The organism is Aestuariivirga litoralis, from assembly GCF_003234965.1.
Lineage (GTDB): Bacteria > Pseudomonadota > Alphaproteobacteria > Rhizobiales > Aestuariivirgaceae > Aestuariivirga > Aestuariivirga litoralis.
The window spans coordinates 1-22,166 of record NZ_QKVK01000012.1; the positions used below are offsets into that span (position 1 = coordinate 1).

Here is a 22,166-nt window from a genome sequence, read left to right on the forward strand (position 1 = left end):
AGGCTAACCGGCAGTTCGCCAGCTTGTCGGCTTTCGGCAAAAAGGCCCGCCGCGCCGCAGCGCCGCGTCCCTCAGTGAGGGGGTGTATATGGCGGCGCACCCTGAACTGTCAACAGCGGAAAACGCGAAAATGTCAGAAAACTGATAAGTGACTGATTTGTAATGTTCATCAGGTCGTCATGGCGGCCTGAAAGCGAGCGTTTGAAGCACCTGGAGCGTGGGCAAACCCGTCCAGATGGTCAAAAACCTGTCACGCCGCGGGGAACGGACCCCTCTCCGCAGCCATTGATCCTTCCGCCTCGCCTTCGCAGGTGCACTCCCCATGGACGGCGCCGGGCCCCCCCTGTAAATGTAGGACAATTGGAGGATCCCATGGCAGACACCCCGCAGAAGCCGCTCAAGTACCGTTCCCAGGCCTGGTTCGACAACCCGGCCAATGCCGACATGACGGCGCTCTATCTCGAGCGCTACCTGAACTTCGGCCTGACCCGCTCCGAGCTTCAGGGCGGCAAGCCGATCATCGGCATTGCCCAGACCGGCTCCGATCTCTCCCCCTGCAACCGCGCCCATGTCGACCTGGTGAAGCGCGTGCGCGACGGCATCTACGAGGCGGGCGGCATTCCGCTGGAATTCCCCGTCCACCCCATCCAGGAGACGGGCAAGCGCCCCACCGCCTCGCTTGACCGGAACCTCTCCTATCTCTCCCTCGTCGAGGTGCTCTACGGCTATCCGCTCGATGGCGTGGTGCTGACCATCGGCTGCGACAAGACCACCCCCGCCTGCCTCATGGCCGCGGCGACCGTCGACATCCCGGCCATCGCCCTCTCGTCGGGCCCCATGCTGAACGGCTGGTACAAGGGCCAGCGCACCGGCTCCGGCACCATCGTCTGGATGGCGCGCGAGAAGCTGGCCACCGGCGAGCTCGATTACGAAGGCTTCGTCGAACTCGTCGCCACCTCGGCGCCGTCCACCGGCTTCTGCAACACCATGGGCACGGCAACGACCATGAACTCGCTGGCGGAAGCGCTGGGCATGTCGCTTCCCGGCAATGCCGCCATTCCGGCCCCCTATCGCGAGCGCGGCCAGATGGCCTATGCCACCGGCCGCCGCATCGTCGACATGGTCAAGGAAGACCTGACGCCCTCGAAGATCATGACGCGCAAGGCCTTCGAGAACGCCATCGCCGTCAACACCGCCATCGGCGGCTCGACCAATGCGCCGAACCACCTCAACGCCATCGCGGCACATCTCGGCATCGAGCTCACCGTGGCCGACTGGGAGAAGCACGGCTATGACCTGCCGCTGCTCGTCAACCTGCAGCCCGCCGGCGAATATCTCGGCGAGGACTATCACCGCGCCGGCGGTGTTCCCGCCGTGGTGGCCGAGCTCATCGCCAATGGCAAGATCCACGAAGACTGCATCACCGCCAATGGCAAGACCATCGGGGAAAACTGCAAGGGCCAGTTCAGCTGGGACCGCGCGGTGATCCGCGAATTCGGCAAGCCGATGAAGGAGCACGCGGGCTTCAAGCGCCTCTCGGGCAACCTCTTCGACAACGCCATCATGAAGACCTCCGTGATCTCGGAGGAGTTCCGCCAGCGCTATCTCTCGAACCCCAAGGACCCCAATGCCTTCGTGGCCAAGGCCATCGTCTTCGACGGCCCGGAGGACTATCACGCGCATATCGACGATCCGAAGCTCAGTATCGACGAGAACACCATCCTGTTCATCCGCGGCGTCGGCCCGCTGGGTTATCCCGGTGCGGCGGAGGTCGTGAACATGCGCGCCCCCAACTACCTGCTCGAGAAGGGCATCCGCTCGCTCCCCTGCGTGGGTGACGGCCGCCAGTCCGGCACCTCGGGCTCGCCCTCGATCCTCAACGCCTCGCCGGAAGCGGCAGCGGGCGGTGGCCTCGCCATCCTGAAGAATGGCGACATGGTGCGGATCGACCTCAACAAGGGCACCTGCGACATGCTGGTGTCCAACGAGGAACTCGAGAAGCGCCGCGCCGAACTCGAGAAGGCCGGCGGCTACAAGGTGCCGCCGAGCCAGACGCCCTGGCAGGAAATCTTCCGCAAGGAAGTGGGCCAACTCGCCGAAGGCATGGTGCTGAAGGGCGCCACCAAGTTCCAGCGCGTCGCCAAGACCATGGGCCTGCCGCGCGACAACCACTAGGACGAAAGGCGCCTCCAGCATTCCCCTCCCCCCTGTGGGGAGGGGCAGGGGTGGGGGTGATGCCGCAGAAAAGAGCTTAGCCGCGTCAGCGCCCGCGGAACGACCCCCACCCCTACCCCTCCCCACAAGGGGGAGGGAGAATTTGACGGAGTCTCCGATGCTCACCCTGTCCACCGACCAGATCCGCGCCCGCTTCTCCACCTTGGGCGCCCGACTCGTGGCACTCGACTTCGCCGGCGCCGACTGCGTGATGGGCGGGGGCACGGAGGCCGATATCCTGGCGGGCGACTGGACCACCGGCGCCGTCGCCGGCCGCATCGCGGGCCGCATTGCGAACGCCCGCATCAGCATCGACAATACCGAATACCAGCTCGCCAGGAATTTCGGCGAGCACCAGCTCCATGGCGGCCCGGACAATTTCGCCATCCGCCACTGGAAGGCGGAAGCAACCGACAAGACCATCACCTTCTCCCTTCACTCTCCCGACGGCGACCAAGGCTATCCAGGCAGCCTCGAAGTCACTGCGACCTATGCGGTGAGCGGCAACACCCTGTCGCTCGACTTCGAGGCCCGCACCACCAAGCCCACCGTCGTCAACCTCACCAACCACGCCTACTGGAATCTCTCGGGCGGCGCGCGCGGCGCCTTCGACCACGAGATGCAGATCATGGGCTCGCGCTACCTGCCGCTCAGCGAGCTGCTGCTGCCTTCAGGCGAGCTGCGCGACGTCACCGGCAGCCGCTGGGACTTCCGGCAACTGCGCCCGGTCGGCGGGGTCTACGACAATTGCTGGGTCCTCGACGGCCCCCGCGGCACGCTGAAGCACGGCCTGACGCTGAAAGACCCCGTCTCAGGCCGCCGCATGGAGGTCTGGACCACCGAGGCCGGCATGCAGATGTACACCGCCGAACACTGGAACCCCGGCTTTCCCGGCAAGACCGGCCCCCTGAAGCAATACGGCGCCATCGCCATCGAACCGCAGAACCTGCCGGATGCGCCGTCGCACAAGAATTTCCCCAGCGCGGAGCTACGCCCGGGAGAGGTGTATCGCCACCGCATGGAGTGGCGGTTCTTCGACTAAGACCGTCGCCCGTCCCACCGCAGCATCCCATTTGGAACCGTCATCCCGGCGAAAGCCGGGACCCCGCTTTGGTTCAGCACGCGCGGTGACAAAAGCGGGGCCCCGGCTTTCGCCGGGATGACGGGCCTAATCAGAGAGATGCGCAAAACGCAAAAAGGCCGGCTCCCGCCGACCAATCATCACAACCCACACTTTCCGAGCATACCTTTCCCTAGCACATCGAGCGCGCGCTGTCAAGGTTTATTTTCCTTATGCGATGTCGGCAGGGCCTTCGCCCAATTCTCTCACTCATCATCGCCGGGCTTGTCCCGGCGATCCCTTTGTATCAGCGCAAAGGATGCCCGGGACGGGCCCGGGCATGATGAGCCTCTCGGCATCTACAGGAAATTATACGGGTCCACATCCACCTGCAGCGAGAGGGACCCCTTGGGCTTCACGTCCTTCAGCCACAGCCGCAGGAACGCCTGCACGTTCACCTCGCGCGCCGCCTTGATGAGAAACCGGAAGCGGTGCCGCCCGCGCACCATGGCGATCGGCGCGGCCGCCGGCCCCAGCACGGTGATACCGTCCACCAACGGAGCAATCAGTCCGAGCGAGCGCGCGAAGCGTTCCGTCTCCGCCGCATCGTTTCCCGAAATGATGATCGCCGCCAGCCGACCATAGGGCGGAAGTCCCGCATTCTCGCGGATCGCCTTTTCCTGGTTCAGGTAGGAATCGCGATCGCCCTTCTTCAGCGCCTGCATCAGCGGATGCTCGGGCAAGTAGGTCTGCACCAGGGCGCGGCCCGGCTTGGCGCCGCGCCCGGCGCGCCCCGCCACCTGTGCCATCAGCGCCCAGGTGCGCTCGCCGCCGCGCGGGTCGGAGGACTCGAGCGCGAGGTCGGCATCGACCACGCCGACCAGCGTCAGGTGCGGGAAGTGGTGCCCCTTGGCGACGAGCTGCGTGCCGATGACGAGGTTGAACTGCCCCTCCTCCACGTCGCGGATCGCATCGCGCAGCAGAGTCCCGCGTGAGAGATCGCTGGAGAGAATGGCGATGCGCGCCTCCGGGAAACGCACTGCAGCCTCTTCCGCGAGGCGTTCGACGCCGGGCCCCACCGGCACCATCTTGCCCTCGGTGTGGCAGCTCGGGCAGTCCTTCGGCATGGGTTCGAGGTGGCCGCAATGGTGGCACATCAGCTGCCGGCGGAAGCGGTGCTCCACCAGCGAGGCCGCGCAGTTCGGGCATTCCAGCCGGTGGCCGCAGGCGCGGCACAGGGTGAGCGGCGCATAGCCGCGCCGGTTGAGGAACAGCAGCGCCTGGTCGCCCTGCTCCAGCGTGGTCTTCACCTCGTCGAAGAGCGGCGGCGAAATCCACGTGCCGGGCTCGGAGGTCACGCGCTTCATGTCGATCAGCCCGATCTCCGGCAGCTCCGGCCGCCCGTGCCGGTCGGTCAGGCGCACCACGCCGTAGCGGCCGCGGTCGACATTCACCAGGGTTTCGAGCGAGGGCGTGGCGGAGGAGAGCACCACCGGGAATTTCCCGATTGACCCGTAAAGCACCGCCATGTCGCGCGCGTGATAGGGAACACCGTCGTCCTGCTTGTAGGCGCTCTCGTGTTCCTCATCGACCACGATCAGCTTCAGCTTCTTCCACGGCAGGAAGAGCGCGGAGCGCGCGCCGACCACGATCTTCGCCGTGCCGTCCGCCACGCCGCGCCACACCCGCTCGCGCTCGCGCGGGCGCAGGTCCGAATGCCACTGTGCGGGTTCACAGCCGAAGCGCCGCTCGACGCGTTCGAGGAAGGGCTGGGTGAGCGCGATCTCGGGCAGCAGCAGCAGCACCTGCCCTCCGGCGGCCAGCGCCGCCGCCATCGCCTCGAAATAGACCTCCGTCTTGCCGGAGCCGGTGACGCCGTCGAGCAGCATCACCTTGTGCTGGCGTTGCGCCACCACGGCGCGCAGCGCTTCCGCCGCCGCCTGCTGGTCCTTCGAGAGCGCGAAGCCGCCGGCATTGAGGTCGGGCTCCGGGAAGCGCTTCAGCGCCGGCAGCGCCACGGCCTCCAGCGCGCCGTCCTTTGCCAATGCCTTGATGACGGAAGTGCCCACGCCCGCGGCTTCGGCCAGTTCCGCCGCACGCATGGCGAATCCCTCGCGCGCGATCTCCAGCACGCGGGCGCGCTGCGGCGTCATCCGTTTCGGAGCCGATTCAGTCGCACGATAGGCGATCTGCTCGCGCGGGCCCTCGAAGGCGCCGGGCGAGCGCAGCACCATGCGCAGCACGTTGCCCGCAGGTTCGAGGTAATAGGCCGAGAGCCAGTCGATGAAGCGCCGGTGCGTCTCGGGCAAGGGCGGCATGTCGAAGACCTCGCCCACGTCGCGCAGCGTCTTGTCGGTGCCCGCCTCGTCCTTCAGCGCCCAGACCACGCCGATCATCTGGCGCGGGCCCAGCGGCACGATGACATAGCTTCCCGGCTCCAGCGCCATGCCCTCCGGCACCCGGTAGGAATAGGGGCCGTCGAGCGCCAGCGGCAGCAGCACCTCGGCTATGGCGGAATCGCGGGTCATTGAGTCTGAAATAGACTTGGGGGCGGCCCCCTTCCACCCTTATATGCTGGCCCCATGAGGGAACCCCATGTCCGAGAGATCATCTGCCTCGAGCCGTCGGCGCTCGCCCTGCGGCTGAAGGGCCAGCGCCATGTGACGCTGCTCGAAAGCGTCATGCGCTCGGAGCATCTGGGGCGCTATTCCTTCCTCGCCTGCAACCCGGCGGCCAGCCTCGAGGTCAATGCCAGGGGCACCTTCCTCAACGGCGTGCCCACGAAGAAGAGCCCGCTCACCCTCATCGACCGCATCGTCTCCGAGAATCGCCAGCGCCACGTCACCGGCCTGCCGCCCTTCCAGGGCGGGCTGGCGGGGTACATCTCCTATGATTATGGCCGCCGCCTCGAACCACACGCGCGGATTCCGGACTTTGCCCCGATCTGCCCGGACCTCATCCTGCATCACTTCGACTGCGTGGCCGCCTTCGACCACATGCAGGAGCGCGCCTGGATCATTTCCGAAACACCCGCGCGCGCCGACGAGATGGAGGAGCTGCTGCGCCACCGCCCCAAGGTGACGGGCGGCCATGCCATCGAGGGCTGGCAGTCGAACTTCACGCGCGAGGACTACGAAAAGGCCATCGCGCGCACGGTGGACTACATTCTGGCGGGCGACATCTTCCAGGCCAACATCACGCAGATGTTTTCAGCCCCGATCCCGGCAGGCTTCGATCCCCTGGGCTTCTACCGCGTGCTGCGGCAGAAGAACCCCGCCACCTTCGCGGCCTACATGGATTACGGCTCGATCCAGATCGCGTCCTCTTCGCCGGAGCGCCTGCTGCGTTACGACGGCACCACCGTCGAGGCCCGCCCCATCAAGGGTACGCGCCGCCGCGATGCCGATCCGGTGCGCGATGCGAACCTGATCGCCGACCTCACCTCCTCGCGCAAGGACCGCGCGGAGAACGTGATGATCGTCGACCTGCTGCGCAACGATCTCTCCCGCGTCTCGAAGCCCGGCACGGTGAAGGTACCGGTGCTCTGCGGGCTCGAGACCTATGCCAATGTCCATCACCTCGTGTCGGTCATCACGTCCGAGCTGAAGGACCGCCACGGCATCGGCGACCTGATCGGCGCCACCTTCCCCGGCGGCTCGATCACCGGCGCGCCGAAGATCCGCGCCATGGAGATCATCGCCGAGATCGAGCAGGCGCCCCGCGGCGTCTATTGCGGCACCATCGGCTATATCGGCTTCAATGGCCGCACCGACCTGAACATCGCCATCCGCACCGCGCAGTTTTCGAACGGCATCGCCCGCGTGCAAGGCGGCGGCGGCATCACGGCAAGGTCGAACCCGGCGGCGGAATACGAAGAGAGCCTCACCAAGATCAAGCGGATCATGGAGGCCTTCAGGCCATGATCCTCATCGTCGACAACTATGACTCCTTCGTCCACAACGTAGCGCGCTATTTCGAGGAGCTGGGCCAGACGACGCGCGTGGTGCGCAACGACGAGGTGACGCCGGAGGATCTCGCCGCAGCGAAGGCCATCGTCATCTCACCCGGCCCCTGCTCACCCACCGAGGCGGGCCAATCGATGGCGATCATGCAGGAGTATTCGGGCAAGCGCCCCATCCTCGGCATCTGCCTCGGCCACCAGGTGATGGGTGCGGTCTTCGGCGGGCTCGTGACGCGCGCCAAGCGCCCGATGCATGGCGACTCCTCCGAGATCAACCATGACGGCAAGGGCCTCTTCGAGGGCCTGCCGCAGCGTTTCAGTGCCGGGCGCTATCATTCGCTCATCGTGGAGCTCGAGGGCCGCGACACGCCTCTCGTCGTGACGGCGAAAAGCGACGAGGGCGAGATCATGGGCCTGCGCCATGCCAGCCACCCGACTTATGGGGTACAGTTCCACCCCGAATCGATCCTCACCGAGGGCGGCTACGACATGCTGCGGAACTTCCTGAAGGCGGTGGAATGAGCCGCACCTGGTTCAACGGCGCCCTCACCGAGGGCCCGCTGGCGGTTGAGCGCGGCGAGCGCGGCCTGTTGCTGGGCGACGGCCTCTTCGAGACGATCCTTGTCCTCAACCGCACGCCGCTGTGGGGCAACATGCATTTCGCAAGGCTCGAGGCAGCGGCGCATGAGCTGGGCATCGGCTTCGACCGCGACGGGCTGGACGATGCGGTGGCGGAGATCCTCGCCGGCATTCCGAAGCTTCACCACGTGCTGCGCGTCACCCTCACCCGTGGCACGGCGGCGCGGGGGCTGGCGGCGGTGGGCGGCTCCTCGAGCCTCCTCCTGATGCTCGATGCCTTCGACCCGAACATGATGCTGAAGCCGGTGGCGCTGTCATCGACCGCGATCCGCCGCAACCCGCAATCCCTCTCCTGCCGGTTGAAGACCCTCTCCTATATCGACAACATCGCAGCCGCCCGCGAGGCGGCGAGCCACGGCGTCGAGGACGCGCTGATGCTCAACACCTGGGGCAACGTCGCCTGCACGACCATCGCCAACATCTTCCTGCTCAAGGGCAAGAGCCTCGTCACGCCGTCCCGCGACCAGGGCATCCTGACCGGCGTCACCCGCCAGACGCTGCTCCACTCGGCCGCCCACCTGGGCCTCAAGCCCGAGGAGCGGGTGGTGAAGCCCGCCGAACTGAAGGAGGCGGACGCCGTCTTCCTGACCAACAGCCTGCGCTTCCTGCGCCCCGTCACGGCGCTGGACCGGGAGCCCCTGCCGCAGGCCGATCTCTCCGCCCTCGTCCAGTCGCTCTGCGAGGCGGCGCGCCTGCAATGCGGCCACGACCCCCGCATGGTTGATTTGGGCAAGGCCGGGCGGTAAGGCTCGGCCCAGCAAAAAGGACCCTGCCCATGAAATTCTTTGCCGATACCGCCGAAGTGAAGGACATCAAGGAGCTCAACGATCTGGGCCTGCTCGATGGCGTCACCACCAACCCCTCGCTGATCGCCAAGTCCGGCCGCAACTTCAAGGACGTGATCGCCGAGATCTGCTCGATCGTCGAAGGCCCGGTCTCGGCCGAGGTCGTCTCGCTCGACTATGACGGCATGATGCGCGAGGCCGCAGACCTGCGGAAGATCGCCAACAACGTGACCATCAAGGTGCCGCTGACCCTCGACGGCCTCAAGGCCTGCAAGGCGCTGACATCCGATGGCTGCATGGTGAACGTCACGCTGTGCTTCTCGGCCATCCAGGCGCTGCTCGCCGCCAAGGCCGGCGCCACCTTCATCTCGCCCTTCATCGGCAGGCTCGACGACATCCATCTGGACGGCACCGACCTCATCGCCGAGATCCGCCAGATCTATGACAATTACGCCTATGACACCGAGATCCTCGCCGCCTCGGTGAGGACGGCCCTGCACGTGAAGCAGGTGGCCCTCATCGGCGCCGACGTCGCCACCTGCCCGCCCGCCGTCATCAAGGGCCTGGTCAAGCACCCGCTCACCGACAAGGGCATCGAGCAGTTCCTGGCGGACTGGAAGAAGACCGGGCAGTCGCTCTGACGCACTCCAGACACATCATGCCCGGGCTTGTCCCGGGCATCCTTTGTGCGGCCCCGAAAAGGATGCGCGGGTCAGGCCCGCGCATGATGAGGCTGGGGTGTGAGGCGGAGGGCGGTGCGTAATGGCCGCCATCCTCGCTGAATACGACCGCCGCCGCGACGCTGGCCTCATCAGGCCCGATGCCGCCCAGCGCGCCGTCGTGGCGAGGCTCGACCAGCTCGCCACCGAGCTGCAGCAGTCGTCCCCCGCCTCCGGCCTCCTCGCGCGCTTCAAGAAATCCCCGCCCCCGCCCAAGGGCCTCTATATCTTCGGCGAGGTGGGCCGCGGCAAGACCATGGTGATGGACCTGTTCTACGAGACGGTCCAGACCGCCCCCAAGCGCCGCGTCCACTTCCATGCCTTCATGCAGGATGTGCACAGGCGCCTGCACGCCGCGCGGCAATCGCACACGCAGGATGCCATCGTCCCCGTGGCCAGGGCACTCGCCAGGGAAGCCCGCCTGCTCTGCCTCGACGAGATGCAGGTGACCGACATTGCCGATGCCATGATCGTCGGCCGCCTGTTCGAGGGCCTGCTGGCGGCGGGCACGGTGATCGTGACGACCTCGAACCTCGCCCCCGACCAGCTTTACCGCAACGGCCTCAACCGCCAGCTCTTCCTGCCCTTCATCGCCCTCATTAGGCAGCGCCTCGACGTCGTCTCGCTGGAGAGCCCGACGGATTACCGCCTCGGCCGGGTGAAGGCGCACGAGACCTTCCTCACCCCCATCTCGGCCCAGACCGACGCCCGCCTGCAGGACCTCTGGCAGCGCCTCACCGACACGGAGCGCGGCGAGCCCATGGACATCGACGTGCTGGGCCGCAAGCTGCACGTGCCCCAGGCCGCCCATGGCTGCGCCCGCTTTTCCTTCGGCGAACTCTGCGAAAAGCCCCTCGGCCCCCCGGATTATCTCGCACTCGCGGAAAACTTCCCCGTCCTCTTCGTCGAGCACATCCCTGAGTTGAATCCGGATCGCCGCAACGAGGCCAAGCGCTTCGTCCTGCTGATCGACACGCTCTATGACGCCCGGGTCAGGCTGGTGGCCACCTCCGCGCAAGCCCCGGAGGGCATCTATCCGGCGGGTGATCACGCCTTCGAATTCGGCCGCACCGTGTCGCGTCTCAAGGAGATGCAGTCAGCCTCCTGGTGGGGCAAAAAAATCGCCGAAACTTGACGTTTTGGTCAAGTTTCTCGTCCGAAAGGACTAGGCCGGCGTCTTGAAGGTGATAGATATCGGGTCTACACAAACGTCGCTTTTGCACTGCAAAACGACCTGACGGCACGGCCTTCAAGAAGGAAATCCAACATGGCTCGGAAGAAAATCGCTCTGATCGGCGGCGGCATGATCGGGGGCACCCTCGCGCATCTCGCGGCGCTGAAGGAACTTGGCGACATCGTCATTTTCGACATTGCCGAGGGCCTGCCCCAGGGCAAGGCGCTGGACCTCGCCCAGTCGGGCCCGGTCGAGGGCTTCAATGCCAGGCTGTCGGGCGCCAATTCCTACGAGGCCATCGCCGGCGCCGACGTCTGCATCGTGACGGCCGGTGTGCCGAGGAAGCCCGGCATGAGCCGTGACGACCTCCTGGGGATCAACCTCAAGGTCATGGCCTCGGTCGGCGCGGGCATCAAGCAATATGCCCCCAATGCCTTCGTCATCTGCATCACCAACCCGCTCGACGTCATGGTCTGGGCGCTTCAGAAGTATTGCGGCCTGCCACCGGAGAAGGTGGTGGGCATGGCGGGCGTGCTGGACTCCGCGCGCTTCCGCCACTTCCTCGCCGAGGAATTCAACGTCTCCGTCCAGGACGTCACCGCCTTCGTGCTCGGCGGCCATGGCGACACCATGGTGCCGCTCATCCGCTACTCGGCGGTCGCCGGCATTCCGGTGCCGGATCTCATCAAGATGGGCTGGTCCAGCCAGGAGAAGATCGACAAGATCGTCCAGCGCACCCGTGACGGCGGCGCGGAGATCGTCAGCCTGCTGAAGACCGGCTCGGCTTACTATGCGCCTGCCACCTCGGCGATCGAGATGGCCGAGAGCTACCTGAAGGACAAGAAGCGTCTTCTCCCCTGCGCGGCCCACCTCACCGGCCAGTATGGCGTGAAGGACACCTATGTGGGCGTCCCTGTGGTGATCGGCGCCAATGGCGTGGAGCGCATCGCCGAGATCGCGCTCAATGACGAGGACAAGGCGGGCTTCAAGAAGTCGGTCGATGCCGTGCACGGCCTGATGGCCGCGGCGAAGACCATTGCTCCCGATCTCGCCTGATCTGACGCGCACGTAAAACAGGAACGCGCACATGAACATCCATGAGTACCAGGCCAAGGAAGTGCTCCGCGGCTTCGGCGTGACGACCGGCAAGGGCATTCCCGCCTTCACCGTCGATGAAGCCGTGAAGGCCGCGCAGACGCTGGGCGGCCCCGTCTGGGTCGTGAAGTCGCAGATCCACGCCGGCGGCCGCGGCAAGGGCGGCGGCGTCAAGGTCGTGAAGTCGGTGGACGAGGTGAAGGCCGAGGCCACGCGCATGCTCGGCATGACGCTGGTGACCCACCAGACCGGCCCCGAGGGCAAGGTGGTGCAGCGCCTCTACATCGAGGAAGGCACCGCGATCGCCCGCGAACTCTATCTCTCGATCCTGGTCGACCGCGAAACCTCGCGCGTCGCCTTCATCGCCTCGACCGAGGGCGGCATGGACATCGAGAAGGTGGCCCATGACACGCCGGAGAAGATCATCACCGTGCAGGTCGATCCCGCCGCGGGCTATGCGCCCTATGTCGGCCGCCGCATCGCGTCCGCCCTCAAGCTCAAGGGCGACCAGGTGAAGCAGTGCGTCAAGATGATCGGCCAGCTCTACAAGGCCTTCGTCGACAAGGACATGAGCCTGCTCGAGATCAACCCGCTCGTCGTCACCAAGGACGGCAACCTGATCTGCCTCGACGCCAAGATCAACTTCGACTCGAACGCGCTCGACCGGCACCCCGAGATCAAGGAACTCCGCGACCTGACGGAAGAAGACCCGAAGGAAATCGAAGCTTCCAAGTATGACCTGTCCTATGTGGCGCTCGATGGTTCGATCGGCTGCATGGTGAATGGCGCCGGCCTCGCCATGGCGACGATGGACATCATCAAGCTCTATGGCGCCGAGCCTGCCAACTTCCTCGACGTCGGCGGCGGCGCTTCGAAGGAAAAGGTCGCGGCGGCCTTCAAGATCATCACCGCCGACCCGAAGGTGAAGGGCATCCTCGTCAACATCTTCGGCGGCATCATGAAGTGTGACGTGATCGCCGAGGGCGTCATCGCCGCGGTGAAGGAGGTGGGCCTCAAGGTTCCTCTCGTCGTCCGCCTCGAGGGCACCAACGTGGACCTCGGCAAGAAGATCATCCGTGAGTCCGGCCTCAACGTCATCCCCGCGGACGACCTCGATGATGCCGCATCCAAGATCGTCAAAGCTGTGAAGGAAGCGGCCTGATGTCCATTCTCGTCAACAAGAACACCAAGGTCATCTGCCAGGGCATCACCGGCAACAACGGCACCTTCCACACCGAGCAGGCCATTGCCTATGGCACGCAGATGGTTGCGGGTGTGACACCGGGCAAGGGCGGCACCAAGCACATCGGGCTTCCCGTCTTCGACACCGTCTGGGACGCGAAGCAGGCCACGGGTGCGGACGCCTCCGTGATCTACGTGCCGCCGCCCTTCGCGGCGGACGCGATCCTCGAGGCCATCGACGCCGAGATCCCGCTCATCGTCTGCATCACCGAAGGCATTCCGGTGATGGACATGGTGAAGGTCAAGCGCGCGCTGTCGGGCTCGAAGTCGCGCCTCATCGGGCCGAACTGCCCTGGCGTCCTGACGCCCAACGAGTGCAAGATCGGCATCATGCCGGGCAACATCTTCAAGAAGGGCTCGGTGGGCATCGTCTCGCGCTCCGGCACGCTCACCTATGAAGCGGTGTTCCAGACCACGCAGGAAGGCCTCGGCCAGACGACCGCGGTGGGCATCGGCGGCGACCCGGTCAAGGGCACCGAGTTCATCGACATGCTGGAAATGTTCCTCGCCGACGACGCGACGGAATCGATCATCATGATCGGCGAGATCGGCGGCTCGGCCGAGGAGGACGCGGCGGAGTTCATTGCGAAGTCGAAGAAGAAGAAGCCGATGGCCGGCTTCATCGCCGGCCGCACCGCCCCTCCCGGCCGCCGCATGGGCCATGCCGGCGCCATCATCTCCGGCGGCAAGGGCGGGGCCGAGTCCAAGATCGACGCCATGAAGCGCGCCGGCATCGCCGTCGCGGATTCGCCCGCTTTGCTGGGCAAGACGCTGGTCAAGAAGCTGAAGGGCTGACGCACATTTCCCTCCCCCCTGTGGGGAGGGACTAAGGGTGGGGGTGGTTCCGCGGGTTCGATGGTCGAACATCTCGCTCCGGCATCACCCCCACCCCTACCCCTCCCCACAGGGGGCAGGGGAACAAGACGACAAGGCTGAAAGCAGTCTTTCAGCATTGCACGATAGGCTGCCCCGCATCCGCGCGGAGTGCTGCCAAGAGAGGAAAATGGGATGAACAAGACCGATCTCACCACTGCCTTCGAGCAAACCTCCTTCCTCTATGGCGGCAACGCCCAATACATCGAGCAGCTCTACGCCAGGTACCTCGAGAACCCCGCCGCCGTGGATTCCCACTGGCGGCAATTCTTTGCCGGGCTGGAAGACAACGCCGCCCAGGCGAAGCAGCAGGTCGAGGGTCCGTCATGGCAGCGCAAGGACTGGCCGCGGCCGGAGTCGGGTGATCTCGTCTCGGCGCTTGACGGCAACTGGCCGCCCGCCGCTCCCCCCGCCGCCAAGGCCGGCAAGGGTGCAGCGCCTGAGGCCAAGGCGCCGACGCTTTCGGCCGAGGACGTGCGCAAGGCGACGATGGATTCCGTCCGCGCGCTGATGATGATCCGCGCCTACCGCATGCGCGGCCACCTGGCGGCCGATCTCGATCCGCTGCGCCTCAAGGCGCCGGAGAGCCATCCGGAGCTCGACCCCGCCACCTATGGCTTCACCGCCGCCGACATGGACCGGCCGATCTTCCTCGACAAGGTTCTGGGCCTCGAATTCGCCACCATCCGCCAGATCACCGACATCCTGAAGCGCACCTACTGCGGCACGCTCGGCGTCGAGTTCATGCACATCTCTGACCCGGAGCAGAAGGCCTGGATCCAGGAGCGCATCGAAGGTGCCGACAAGTCGATCAGCTTCACGGCCAACGGCAAGAAGGCCATCCTCAACAAGCTTATCGAGGGCGAGGGCTTCGAGCAGTTCCTGAACGTCAAGTACACCGGCACCAAGCGCTTCGGCCTCGATGGCGGTGAATCGATGATCCCCGCGCTCGAGCAGATCATCAAGCGCGGCGGCCAGCTGGGCATGAAGGAAATCGTGCTGGGCATGGCCCATCGCGGCCGCCTCAACGTGCTGGCCAACGTCATGTCGAAGCCCTTCTCGGCGATCTTCCACGAGTTCAAGGGCGGCTCCTCGACGCCTGACGAGGTCGAAGGCTCGGGCGACGTGAAGTATCACCTCGGCTCGTCGTCGGACCGTGTGTTCGATGACAACACGGTTCACCTCTCGCTCACCGCCAATCCTTCGCATCTGGAAATCGTCGACCCCGTGGTGCTCGGCAAGGCGCGCGCCAAGCAGGACCAGCGCGGCGACAAGGAGCGCACCTCGGTGCTGCCGCTCCTGATCCATGGCGACGCGGCCTTCGCGGGGCAAGGCGTGGTGGCAGAATGCTTCGGCCTGTCGGGGCTCCGCGGCCACCGCTGTGGTGGTTCGATCCACTTCATCGTCAACAACCAGATCGGCTTCACGACAGCGCCCCACTGGTCGCGATCGTCGCCCTACCCCTCCGACGTCGCCAAGATGATCGAGGCGCCGATCTTCCACTGCAACGGCGATGACCCGGAATCGGTCGTCTATGCCGCGAAGATCGCCACCGAGTTCCGGCAGAAGTTCCACAAGCCCGTCGTCATCGACATGTTCTGCTACCGCCGTTTCGGCCACAACGAGACGGATGAGCCGGCCTTCACCCAGCCGCTGATGTACAAGCGCATCGCCAGCCAGCCCACCGTGGTGGCGCTCTATGGCAAGCGCCTGATCGAGGAAGGCGTCATCTCGGAGGCCGACTTCGACGCGATGAAGGCGGCCTATCGCAAGACGCTGGACGACAACTTCACCGTCGCCGAGAACTACAAGGCCAATAAGGCCGACTGGCTCGATGGCCGCTGGGCCGGCCTCAAGGCCGCGAAGGACCATGAGGAGCCGCGCAAGGGCGACACCGGCGTGCCGCTGGCCAAGCTCAAGGAAATCGGCCTCAAGCTCACCAAGATTCCCAAGACCTTCAAGGTCCACCGTACCATGCAGCGCGTGCTCGATGCGCGCCGCAAGATGATCGAGGACGGCACCGGCATCGACTGGGCCATGGGCGAGCACCTGGCCTTCGGCTCGCTGCTGCTCGATGGCTTCCCCATCCGCCTCTCCGGCCAGGACGTGCAGCGCGGCACCTTCTCGCAGCGCCACGCCGTGCTCGTCGACCAGGACACGGAAAAGCGCTACACGCCGCTCAACCACCTGGTGAAGGACCAGAAGATCAAGATCGACGCCATCAACTCCATGCTCTCGGAGGAGGCGGTGCTGGGCTTCGAATATGGCTACTCGCTGGCCGAGCCCAACACGCTCACCATCTGGGAAGCCCAGTTCGGCGACTTCGCCAACGGCGCGCAGGTCGTGTTCGACCAGTTCATCTCGAGCGGAGAGCGCAAGTGGCTGCGCATGTCGGGCCTCACCGTCATGCTGCCGCATGGCTATGAGGGCCAGGGCCCGGAACATTCCTCCGCCCGCCTCGAGCGCTATCTGCAGATGTGCGCGGAAGACAACATGCAAGTGGCGAACGTGACCACGCCCGCCAACTACTTCCACATCCTCAGGCGCCAGCTGAAGCGCGACATCCGCAAGCCCCTGGTCATCATGACGCCGAAGTCGCTGCTTCGCCACAAGCGCGCCACCTCGCCGCTCTCGATGATGGACGAGGGCACCACCTTCCATCGCCTGCTATGGGACGATGCGGAGATGCTTGCCGACCAGGCGATCAAGCTGAAGCCGGATGACAAGATCCGCCGCGTCATCCTGTGCACCGGCAAGGTCTATTACGATCTCTACGAGGAGCGCGAGAAGCGCGGCCTCGACGACATCTACCTGCTGCGCGTCGAGCAGCTTTATCCGTGGCCGCACAAGGCGCTCATCAACATCCTCTCGCGCTTCAAGCAGGCCGAGTTCGTGTGGTGCCAGGAGGAGCCCTACAACATGGGCGCCTGGAGCTTCGTGCAGCCCAACATCGAGCGCGTGCTCGAATACATCGGCGCCAAATCCCCGCGTCCGCGCTACGTGGGCCGTGCGGCGTCCGCTTCAACCGCAACCGGACTGATGAGCCGGCACCTCAAGGAACTGCGCACGTTCCTCGACGAGGCGCTGGGCGAGAACAAGGCTTAAGGGACAAAAGACGATGGCAAAGGAAATCCGCGTTCCGGCACTGGGTGAATCGGTCACCGAGGCGACGATTGCGAAGTGGTTCAGGAAGCCGGGCGAGGCCGTGAAGGCGGATGAGCCGCTGGTCGAGCTCGAGACGGACAAGGTGACGGTCGAGGTTCCCGCCCCTGCGTCGGGCAAGCTCGCGGCGATCTCCGCCGAGCCCGGCACCACGGTGAATGTCGGCGCGCTCCTCGGTACCATCGAGGAGGGTGCCGCCGGCTCTGCGCCCGCGAAGGCCGCCGAAGCCCCGAAGAAGGCCGAAGCCGCGCCCGCCGCGAAGGCGGCCGAGCAGACGCTCTCGCCCGCCGTCCGCAAGATGGTGGAAGAGAACAAGGTCGATACTTCCGCCGTCGCCGGCACCGGCAAAGACGGCCGCCTCACCAAGGGCGACGTCATCGCGCATCTCGAAAAGCCTGCTGCCGAGGCCAAGCCGCTGGTGATCCCGGCCGCTCCGGCACCCGCCGCTCGCGCGCCGTCGGCCCCGGCCGATGCCGCCCGCGAGGAGCGGGTGAAGATGTCCAGGCTCCGCCTCACCATCGCGCGCCGTCTCAAGGATGCGCAGAACACCGCCGCCATGCTCACCACCTTCAACGAGGTGGACATGACGGCGACCATGCAGCTCCGCAACCAGTACAAGGAGCTCTTCGAGAAGAAGCATGGCGTGAAGCTCGGCTTCATGAGCTTCTTCGTGAAGGCCTGCATCCAGGCGCTGAAGGAGATCCCGGCCGTCAATGCCGAGATCGACGGCGACGACATCGTCTACAAGAACTTCTACAACATCGGCGTGGCGGTCGGCACCGACAAGGGCCTCGTCGTCCCCGTGCTGCGCGACGCGGACCTGCTGTCGCTGGCCGGCATCGAGAAGACCATCGCCGAATACGGCAAGCGCGCGCGTGACGGCAATCTGCAGATCACCGACATGCAGGGCGGCACCTTCACCATCTCGAATGGTGGCGTCTATGGCTCGCTGATGTCGACGCCGATCCTCAACGCGCCGCAGTCCGGCATCCTCGGCATGCACAAGATCCAGGAGCGCCCCATGGCCATCAACGGCCAGGTGGTGATCCGCCCGATGATGTACCTCGCCCTCTCCTATGACCACCGCATCGTCGACGGCAAGGAAGCCGTCACCTTCCTGGTGCGCATCAAGGAGAACCTCGAGGATCCGCAGCGGATCATCCTGGACCTGTGATGAAGACCCGTCGCCCCGCATGGACGCATCCACAAAGGGTGCCCGTGACAGGCGCGGGCATGATGAGTTTAATGTTCATCATGGCCGGGCTTGACCCGGCCATCCTTTTCAGCAGCATTGCGACATGACAGACAACATCGCCATCGTCACCGGCGGCAGCCGCGGCATCGGCCGCGCCGCGGCGCTGAAACTGGGCAGGGCGGGCTACACCGTCGTCGTCAACTACACCGCCAACGAGGCCGCCGCGAACGAGGTGGTGAAGTCCATCACCGCGGCCGGCGGCAGGGCCGTCGCCGTCAAGGGCGACGTGGCGCTGGAGTCCGACATCCTCGCCCTCTTCGCCGCAGCCGACAGGCTCGGCCCCCTCAAGGTCCTCGTGAACAATGCCGGCGTCATGGACCAGCAGAACCGGCTGGACGAGATGACCACGGCGCGCATCCGCCGCATCCTCGACATCAACACCTTCGGTGCGATCATCTGCGCCCGCGAGGCGGTGAAGCGCATGTCGACGAAGCATGGCGGCACCGGAGGCTCCATCGTCAACATGTCGTCGGCCGCCGCCTATCACGGCGCACCGGGCCTCGGCGTCGAGTATGGTGCCTCCAAGGGGGCGATCGACGTCCTCACCATCGGGCTCGGCCGCGAGGTCGCCGCCGAGGGCGTGCGCGTCAATGCACTCCGCCCCGGCATCATCGACACCGAGATCCATGACTCGTCGGGCATCCCCGGCCGCGTGAAGATGATGCGCGACGCGATCCCGATGAAGCGCGAAGGCACGGCGGACGAGGTGGCGGATGCCATCATGTGGCTGTGCTCCGAGCAATCTTCCTATGTCACCGGCTCCATCATCCCCGTCGCCGGCGGGCGCTGCTAAGGAACACGAAAATGGCGAACCAGTTCGACGTCACCATCATCGGCACCGGCCCCGGGGGCTATGTCTGCGCCATCCGTGCGGCACAGCTCGGTCTCAAGGTCGCGGTGGTGGAGAAGCGCGCCACCCATGGCGGCACCTGCCTGAACGTCGGCTGCATCCCCTCCAAGGCGCTGCTGCACGCGTCCGAGCTCTATGCCGAGTCGAAGCACAGCTTCGCCAAGATGGGCATCAAGGCCGAGACCGCCATCGACTTTCCGAAGATGATGGGCTTCAAGCAGGAGGCCATCGACGGCAACACCAAGGGCATCGACTTCCTGCTGAAGAAGAACAAGGTCACCGTGTTCCGTGGCCACGGCAGGATCGCCGGTCCCGGCAAGGTGACGGTCGGTGACGAGACCATCGAGACCAAGTCCATCATCATCGCCACCGGCTCGGACGTCGCCAGGCTCAAGGGCATCGACGTCGACGAAAAGCAGATCGTCTCCTCGACCGGCGCCCTCGTGCTGGAGAAGGTTCCCGCCTCGCTTGCCGTCATCGGCGCCGGCGTCATCGGCCTCGAGCTCGGTTCCGTCTATGCGCGCCTCGGCTCAAAGGTGACGGTGATCGAATATCTCGACCGCATCCTGCCGGGCATGGACATGGACGTCGCCAAGAACTTCCAGCGCATGCTGCAGAAGCAGGGTTTCAGCTTCCACCTTTCCTCCAAGGTCACCGGTGCGGTGAAGGCCAAGGACAAGGTGACGCTCACGGTGGAGCCCGCCGCCGGCGGCACGCCCGAGAACATCGAGGCCGAAGTGGTGCTCGTCGCCGTCGGCCGCACGCCCTACACCGAAGGCCTCGGCCTCGACGAGGTCGGCGTGAAGCGCGACAATCGTGGCCGCGTCGAGGTCGACGATCATTTCCAGACCAACGTGCCGGGCATCTATGCCATCGGCGACGTCATCCGCGGCCCCATGCTGGCCCACAAGGCGGAGGACGAGGGCATCGCACTGGCCGAGATCCTCGCCGGACAGGCGGGCCATGTGAACTACGGCGTCATTCCCGGCGTGGTCTACACCTCACCGGAAGTCGCCGCGGTGGGCAAGACCGAGGAGGAGCTCAAGGCGGAAGGTGTCGACTACAAGGCCGGCAAGTTCCTCTTCCTCGCCAATGGCCGCGCCAAGGCCAACCAGACGACGGACGGCTTCGTGAAGGTTCTGGCCGATGCCAGGACGGATCGCGTGCTCGGCGTCCACATCGTCGGCCCCATGGCGGGCGAGCTGATCCACGAGGCCGCAGTGCTGATGGAGTTCGGCGGCAGTGCCGAAGACCTCGCCCGCACCTGCCACGCGCATCCCACCCTGTCGGAAGCCGTGAAGGAAGCGGCCCTCGCGGTGGCGGGCCGGGCGATTCATTCGTAGTCGCGGCGCGCCGTCACGCTACCTTATGACCGTCACCCCGGCGAAAGCCGGGGCCCAGCTTTCTGTACGCCTCTCCGCCCTCACCTTGCGCGGACTTGATCCGCGCATCATTTTCACTGCCTGCGAAAAAGGACGCCCGGGTCAAGCCCGGGCGAAGTGAACTCAGCATGTGTCGACCCAAAGCTGGATCCCGGCCTTCGCCGGGATGACGGCAGTTATGGATGGATGAATGGAACTTACAGCCCCGTCGTCGGCCGCGGGTTCGTTCCGTCGAAGAACCGCGTATAGCGGAAGGGTGACGGGTCCACGCACGTCTTCGCGCCCGTCACGATCTCCGCCATCAGCCGTCCCGCGCCCGGGCCCAATCCGAAGCCGTGGCCCGAGAAGCCGGTGCACAGGTGGAAGCCCGGCAGCTTCTCCACCTTCGAGATGATCGGCACCGCATCCGGCACCGCATCGATCGCCCCGCCCCAGCGCTCGGCGATCTTCATCGGCTTGAAGACGGGATAGTATTCCTTCAGTGCCGCCGCGGCCTTGTCCAGAACCTCGTTGACCGGTTCAGGATCGAGGATGCGCACCTGCTCGAAGGGCGAGACTTCGTCCAGCGCCCAGCGCCGCTTCAGCTTCGCTTCCTCGATGAAGCGCTTGCCGAGGCGCAGCCGCAGGCCGCTCCAGTCCAGCATCAGTGCGGGCAGGAATTCGCGGAACAGGCGGAAACTGTCCGGCACGATGTCGGCGACCGAGAAGTGGTTGTCCGTCACCGTGTAGCCGCCATCCATGCGCTTCCTGAAGGTGAAGCCGCCGCCGGAGCAGGTGCGCGTCAGCCCCGTGTCGATGGGCTCCGTGCGCATCACCGAATTGAGCACGGTGAGCTGCGGCAGCTCGATGCCGAGGTTGTGGCAGAAGCGCCGCGACCACGCACCACCCGCCAGCACCACCGTGTCGCAGGCGATCGCTCCCTTCTCGGTGACGACCGACGAGATACGCCCAGCCTTCGTCTCGAGCCCGCGCACCGCGCAATTGGTGAAGAGCTTGCCGCCCTTGCGCCGAAAGGCCTCCGCCATCAGCGGCACGGCGACGAAGGGTTCGGCGCGGCCATCGTTCGGCGTATAAAGCGCGCCTTTCCATGGCTTCGTGCAGCCGGGCTGCAACTCATTCGCTTCCGCCGCGCCGATCATGCGCGTGGCAAGGCCTGCGGGCCTGGCGTTCTTTTCGTACCAGTCATTCTTGGCGGCGAGCTGCTTCTCGTCCTCGCAGAGATAGAGGATGCCACAGCGGGTGAAGCCGGTCTGGCCCTCGACGCGCTGGTCCATGCCGTCCCAGATCGCCATGGAGATCTGGATCAGCGGAATCTCGCGCGGGTCACGCCCCATCTGGCGGCACCAGCCCCAGTTCCGGCTCGACTGCTCGGCGGCGATCTCGCCCTTCTCCAGCAGCACCACGTCGAGCCCCCGCTCGACGAGCTCGAGCGCGGTGGAAACCCCGGCAACGCCGCCCCCGATGACGCAGACATCGGCCGTCTTCGGCAGGCGGGAATCGGTTACGACACGTTTGATGGCGGGCACGGCATTCACTCAAGGTTGTGGGACGTGGATACTAGCCAGCGCCGCCGGACCGCGCAAACCACCGTACCGCCAGATCTGCCTTGCATCAGGCGCAGCAGCGCCGCACCCGCAACCGGGATTTCCGGTCCCGGCCAAACCACAACCCAAACTCGGCTCGGCCAACTCATATTCAACTTATTAAATAAGCAATTTTGACTTAGCTCACGGCGGCGGACGGCATGCCATGGGA

Annotated in this window: 16 protein-coding genes; 14 read left to right on the top strand and 2 right to left on the bottom strand. The window is 65.6% G+C overall.

Translation table 11 applies throughout. The annotated features are described in order from the left end of the window. Positions 1-372 precede the first annotated feature (372 nt). Both DK847_RS18835 and DK847_RS18840 read left to right on the top strand, forming a co-directional pair. On the top strand, positions 373-2,175 hold the full coding sequence (locus tag DK847_RS18835; RefSeq protein ID WP_111200099.1) for an IlvD/Edd family dehydratase: 1,803 nt from the start codon (positions 373-375) through the stop codon (positions 2,173-2,175). 157 nt (positions 2,176-2,332) lie between these two features. Continuing rightward, positions 2,333-3,256, top strand: a complete 924-nt coding sequence (locus DK847_RS18840) for an aldose epimerase family protein (RefSeq protein WP_111200100.1) — start codon at positions 2,333-2,335, stop codon at positions 3,254-3,256. Between the two features lie 377 nt (positions 3,257-3,633). On the opposite strand, the gene DK847_RS18845 is transcribed toward DK847_RS18840, so the two are convergent. Beyond that, on the bottom strand, positions 3,634-5,802 hold the full coding sequence (locus DK847_RS18845) for a primosomal protein N' (RefSeq protein ID WP_111200101.1): 2,169 nt from the start codon (positions 5,800-5,802) through the stop codon (positions 3,634-3,636). Positions 5,803-5,856: 54 nt separating this feature from the next. Between DK847_RS18845 and pabB the strand changes: the two genes are divergently transcribed. From pabB to lpdA, 12 genes are all read left to right on the top strand, one after another. Next, the gene (gene pabB, locus DK847_RS18850) at positions 5,857-7,197 is read left to right on the top strand and encodes an aminodeoxychorismate synthase component I (protein ID WP_111200102.1); all 1,341 of its coding nucleotides are present in this window, start codon (positions 5,857-5,859) and stop codon (positions 7,195-7,197) included. Then, a complete protein-coding gene (locus DK847_RS18855) occupies positions 7,194-7,757 on the top strand; it encodes an anthranilate synthase component II (protein ID WP_111200103.1) in 564 nt (187 codons plus the stop codon). The genes pabB and DK847_RS18855 overlap by 4 nt, the downstream gene beginning before the upstream one ends. Beyond that, positions 7,754-8,620 carry an aminotransferase class IV gene (locus tag DK847_RS18860; protein ID WP_111200104.1) on the top strand — a complete coding sequence of 289 codons (867 nt, stop codon included), beginning with the start codon at positions 7,754-7,756 and terminating at the stop codon, positions 8,618-8,620. The genes DK847_RS18855 and DK847_RS18860 overlap by 4 nt, the downstream gene beginning before the upstream one ends. A gap of 29 nt (positions 8,621-8,649) precedes the next feature. Next, the gene (gene fsa / locus DK847_RS18865; protein ID WP_111200105.1) at positions 8,650-9,300 is read left to right on the top strand and encodes a fructose-6-phosphate aldolase; all 651 of its coding nucleotides are present in this window, start codon (positions 8,650-8,652) and stop codon (positions 9,298-9,300) included. A 121-nt stretch (positions 9,301-9,421) separates the two neighbouring features. Then, positions 9,422-10,513, top strand: coding sequence for a cell division protein ZapE (gene zapE, locus DK847_RS18870; RefSeq protein WP_111200106.1), 1,092 nt, complete (start codon positions 9,422-9,424; stop codon positions 10,511-10,513). Between the two features lie 132 nt (positions 10,514-10,645). Further along, positions 10,646-11,608 (top strand): malate dehydrogenase, encoded by a 963-nt coding sequence (mdh, locus tag DK847_RS18875; RefSeq protein ID WP_111200107.1) that lies wholly within the window; start codon positions 10,646-10,648, stop codon positions 11,606-11,608. 31 nt (positions 11,609-11,639) lie between these two features. Continuing rightward, positions 11,640-12,809: an ADP-forming succinate--CoA ligase subunit beta gene (gene sucC, locus DK847_RS18880; RefSeq protein ID WP_111200108.1), complete on the top strand. Its 1,170-nt coding sequence runs from the start codon at positions 11,640-11,642 to the stop codon at positions 12,807-12,809. Beyond that, entirely contained in the window at positions 12,809-13,684 is an 876-nt protein-coding gene (gene sucD, locus DK847_RS18885; RefSeq protein ID WP_111200109.1) for a succinate--CoA ligase subunit alpha, read from the top strand. Before sucC ends, sucD begins: the two co-directional genes overlap by 1 nt. A 213-nt stretch (positions 13,685-13,897) precedes the next feature. Further along, positions 13,898-16,867: a 2-oxoglutarate dehydrogenase E1 component gene (locus DK847_RS18890; protein ID WP_111200110.1), complete on the top strand. Its 2,970-nt coding sequence runs from the start codon at positions 13,898-13,900 to the stop codon at positions 16,865-16,867. A gap of 13 nt (positions 16,868-16,880) precedes the next feature. Further along, complete coding sequence (gene odhB, locus DK847_RS18895) at positions 16,881-18,098, top strand: 2-oxoglutarate dehydrogenase complex dihydrolipoyllysine-residue succinyltransferase (protein WP_111200111.1); 1,218 nt, start codon at positions 16,881-16,883, stop codon at positions 18,096-18,098. A gap of 124 nt (positions 18,099-18,222) precedes the next feature. Next, on the top strand, positions 18,223-18,972 hold the full coding sequence (locus DK847_RS18900) for an SDR family oxidoreductase (RefSeq protein ID WP_111200112.1): 750 nt from the start codon (positions 18,223-18,225) through the stop codon (positions 18,970-18,972). A gap of 11 nt (positions 18,973-18,983) precedes the next feature. Continuing rightward, on the top strand, positions 18,984-20,372 hold the full coding sequence (lpdA, locus tag DK847_RS18905) for a dihydrolipoyl dehydrogenase (protein WP_111200113.1): 1,389 nt from the start codon (positions 18,984-18,986) through the stop codon (positions 20,370-20,372). A 236-nt stretch (positions 20,373-20,608) separates the two neighbouring features. On the opposite strand, the gene DK847_RS18910 is transcribed toward lpdA, so the two are convergent. Next, the gene (locus DK847_RS18910) at positions 20,609-21,937 is read right to left on the bottom strand and encodes an NAD(P)/FAD-dependent oxidoreductase (protein ID WP_111200150.1); all 1,329 of its coding nucleotides are present in this window, start codon (positions 21,935-21,937) and stop codon (positions 20,609-20,611) included. Positions 21,938-22,166 lie beyond the last annotated feature (229 nt).

Excerpts from the sequence above, each read along its gene's own strand:
- DK847_RS18835 (WP_111200099.1), top strand. The coding sequence starts at position 373 with ATGGCAGACACCCCGCAGAAGCCGCTCAAGTACCGTTCCCAGGCCTGG.
- DK847_RS18840 (WP_111200100.1), top strand. The coding sequence starts at position 2,333 with ATGCTCACCCTGTCCACCGACCAGATCCGCGCCCGCTTCTCCACCTTG.
- DK847_RS18845 (WP_111200101.1), bottom strand. The coding sequence starts at position 5,802 with ATGACCCGCGATTCCGCCATAGCCGAGGTGCTGCTGCCGCTGGCGCTC.
- pabB (WP_111200102.1), top strand. The coding sequence starts at position 5,857 with ATGAGGGAACCCCATGTCCGAGAGATCATCTGCCTCGAGCCGTCGGCG.
- DK847_RS18855 (WP_111200103.1), top strand. The coding sequence starts at position 7,194 with ATGATCCTCATCGTCGACAACTATGACTCCTTCGTCCACAACGTAGCG.
- DK847_RS18860 (WP_111200104.1), top strand. The coding sequence starts at position 7,754 with ATGAGCCGCACCTGGTTCAACGGCGCCCTCACCGAGGGCCCGCTGGCG.
- fsa (WP_111200105.1), top strand. The coding sequence starts at position 8,650 with ATGAAATTCTTTGCCGATACCGCCGAAGTGAAGGACATCAAGGAGCTC.
- zapE (WP_111200106.1), top strand. The coding sequence starts at position 9,422 with ATGGCCGCCATCCTCGCTGAATACGACCGCCGCCGCGACGCTGGCCTC.
- mdh (WP_111200107.1), top strand. The coding sequence starts at position 10,646 with ATGGCTCGGAAGAAAATCGCTCTGATCGGCGGCGGCATGATCGGGGGC.
- sucC (WP_111200108.1), top strand. The coding sequence starts at position 11,640 with ATGAACATCCATGAGTACCAGGCCAAGGAAGTGCTCCGCGGCTTCGGC.
- sucD (WP_111200109.1), top strand. The coding sequence starts at position 12,809 with ATGTCCATTCTCGTCAACAAGAACACCAAGGTCATCTGCCAGGGCATC.
- DK847_RS18890 (WP_111200110.1), top strand. The coding sequence starts at position 13,898 with ATGAACAAGACCGATCTCACCACTGCCTTCGAGCAAACCTCCTTCCTC.
- odhB (WP_111200111.1), top strand. The coding sequence starts at position 16,881 with ATGGCAAAGGAAATCCGCGTTCCGGCACTGGGTGAATCGGTCACCGAG.
- DK847_RS18900 (WP_111200112.1), top strand. The coding sequence starts at position 18,223 with ATGACAGACAACATCGCCATCGTCACCGGCGGCAGCCGCGGCATCGGC.
- lpdA (WP_111200113.1), top strand. The coding sequence starts at position 18,984 with ATGGCGAACCAGTTCGACGTCACCATCATCGGCACCGGCCCCGGGGGC.